Genomic DNA, 2,386 nt, shown 5'->3' with positions numbered 1-2,386 from the left:
CGTGATTCCGCACCTTATGATGTGGTTGCTGTGTCAAATCTGACCTTGTGTTGCTTTCGCCGCAAACCATTCGAGAAGATGATGACGGGTACGCCTCACATCGGTCAGCGCCTCTTGGAGATGACACTAGACGAATTGGATGCAGCGCGGGAATGGATGCTCATTTTGGGGCGCAAGACCGCACGCGAAAAGATTGCATCGCTGTTGGCAATTCTTGCACGGCGCGAGACGTCTTTGGCCTTGAAAAAGACCGAGGATGGTATGGTGTTTGAGCTGCCTTTAACGCGTGAGGCGATGGCTGATTACTTGGGTTTGACGTTGGAAACTGTGTCCCGTCAAGTCTCCGCGCTCAAACGTGAAGGCATTATTATACTCGAGGGCAAACGTCGCGTTTTGATCCCTGATTTTGACAGACTTCAGATGGAAACAGGTGATGATGCCGATGGCGGCATGATGGCGTAGCACGATTTTAATTGTGGTTTGTATCGTAAGAAAGCGCACCAAAGGATTGGTGCGCTTTCGTCGTTTTGAGGCCGTTGTTAGTGCGACATGAGAACCGGCACTTCGACGGTTTCAAGCATGTTGCGAGTGGCTCCGCCAAGGATCGACTCGCGGAACCGCGAGTGGCCATAGGCACCCATGACAATGATGTCAGCGTCTTTATCGCTAATGTGACGCGTGAGAACATCTGCCACGCGTGGCATTGTTTTGGCGAGAACCGATACTTCTGCATGTACACCTTGGCGAACGAGCATCTGACACAATGATCCGCCAGGATCGGAACGATCTGGTCCGTGTTGTGGCGGGTCGATTATGGTGATGTCGACCAGCTCTGCCTTTTGCAAAATCGGTAGAGCTGCGCGGATCGTGCCAAGTGCTTCTGCGCTTTCGTTCCACGCGACAACAACGCGCTTTATTGTGTCCGGTAAAGTGGCGTTATCGGGAATGACGAGCACGGGTACATGGCCGGAGAATAGCGCGGCTTCCAATATCTCCTCATGCTCATGGCCGCGACCAGTGCCGTAAGGGCGCGGAAGTACGACAACATCCGAAAACCGCATGTAATGCGCGAGCTGCGGCGTAAGGCCCGCCATCTGCGCCGTGATCGGATTGGTGGACCATGCAATGTCTTCGGCCGTTAATCGTTTGATAACTGCCTCATCAATGGCTTTGCTATCTGCTTGTGCCTGTTGCAAATTGTCTTGCAGGACCAACGCATTCGTTCCCGCGTAGTAAAATCCAGGTTGCGTTCGGTCCAGCCCGAGGCAGATAACCTCCAAATGAGCGTCTTCGCGGCGTGTCAAGGCAATAGCGGCGTCAAGCGCATGGGTGTCCGCGTCCATTGAGCATACAACTGTTGTTACTGTCTTGAAGGGCATTGCGGCCTCCCGATTTTGTTTCTTTCTCCACGAAGTTTGGGACTAAATTTTTGCTATGGCTTTGATCAGGATCAACACTGTAGATTTGTAGCACCAAAAATATGGCATTTCCCCGAGTCCACAATTTCAAGGGTTTGTTTTTATTTGTATTTTATAATGTGAAGGCGTATTTTCTTATCTAAGTTGGTGCGCGATGCAATCGTGGTAGGTTATCGGTCAGTCGATTTCGCCACCGTTTAAGTTTCGACAATTTTGACTCAGATCAAGGTTGATGACAGGGATGTCGTTCAAACCCCACACTGTCGATACCTGTGTCCGAGCAGGATTAAGACTGTGCCTCGACAAAAGAGGCAACGAACGAAGGGACGCAACATGTGGAATTATACTAAGCTGGCGGCTTTGGGAATCTTTGTGGTTCTCGCCGGGCTTGCCGCGAACTACGGGCGCGATTTTGCATATCAAGTGCACGCGCTTATTTTTATGGCCGCCGCGGCCATAACTTTTATCTATACCCTACGTACTACGGGGGACGTTAAGCCAGCCGCAACCGGCTATCTTGACGGCGTTGTACGTTACGGTGTGGTCGTTACTGCTTTTTGGGGCGTTGTGGGTTTCCTTGTGGGAACGTTCATCGCATTCCAGCTCGCCTTTCCGGCGCTCAATTTTGATTTTTTGCAAGGCTACGGTAACTTTGGGCGCCTGCGTCCGTTGCATACCTCGGCGGTGATCTTTGCCTTCGGTGGGAACGCATTGATTGCGACATCCTTTTATGTTGTGCAGCGAACATCCGCTGTTCGTCTCTGGGGCGGCAATCTCGCGTGGTTCGTGTTTTGGGGGTACAACCTCTTTATCGTCCTCGCGGCAACGGGCTACGTCATGGGTGTGACCCAATCCAAAGAATACGCTGAGCCAGAGTGGTACGTCGATCTGTGGCTAACCATTGTTTGGGTTGCCTATCTTCTTGTTTTCCTCGGGACGCTTATGACCCGCAAGGAAAAGCACATCTA

Annotated in this window: 3 protein-coding genes; 2 read left to right on the top strand and 1 reads right to left on the bottom strand. The window is 51.6% G+C overall.

Annotation, left to right across the window (positions count from 1 at the left end; translation table 11 throughout):
- On the top strand, positions 1-462 hold a 462-nt coding region (locus ACTG34_RS13575), incomplete at its 5' end, for a helix-turn-helix domain-containing protein (protein ID WP_439105409.1).
- A 77-nt stretch (positions 463-539) separates the two neighbouring features.
- On the opposite strand, the gene ACTG34_RS13570 is transcribed toward ACTG34_RS13575, so the two are convergent.
- On the bottom strand, positions 540-1,379 hold the full coding sequence (locus ACTG34_RS13570; protein WP_439105408.1) for a universal stress protein: 840 nt from the start codon (positions 1,377-1,379) through the stop codon (positions 540-542).
- Positions 1,380-1,751: 372 nt separating this feature from the next.
- Here ACTG34_RS13570 and ACTG34_RS13565 point away from each other — a divergent pair.
- The coding region (locus tag ACTG34_RS13565) for a cbb3-type cytochrome c oxidase subunit I (protein ID WP_439105407.1) at positions 1,752-2,386 on the top strand (635 nt) is incomplete at its 3' end.

Origin of the sequence: Celeribacter marinus, from assembly GCF_965656515.1 — a bacterium.
GTDB lineage: Bacteria > Pseudomonadota > Alphaproteobacteria > Rhodobacterales > Rhodobacteraceae > Celeribacter > Celeribacter marinus_D.
This window is presented reverse-complemented; position numbering and strand designations above follow the sequence as displayed.

Excerpts from the sequence above, each read along its gene's own strand:
- ACTG34_RS13570 (WP_439105408.1), bottom strand. The coding sequence starts at position 1,379 with ATGCCCTTCAAGACAGTAACAACAGTTGTATGCTCAATGGACGCGGAC.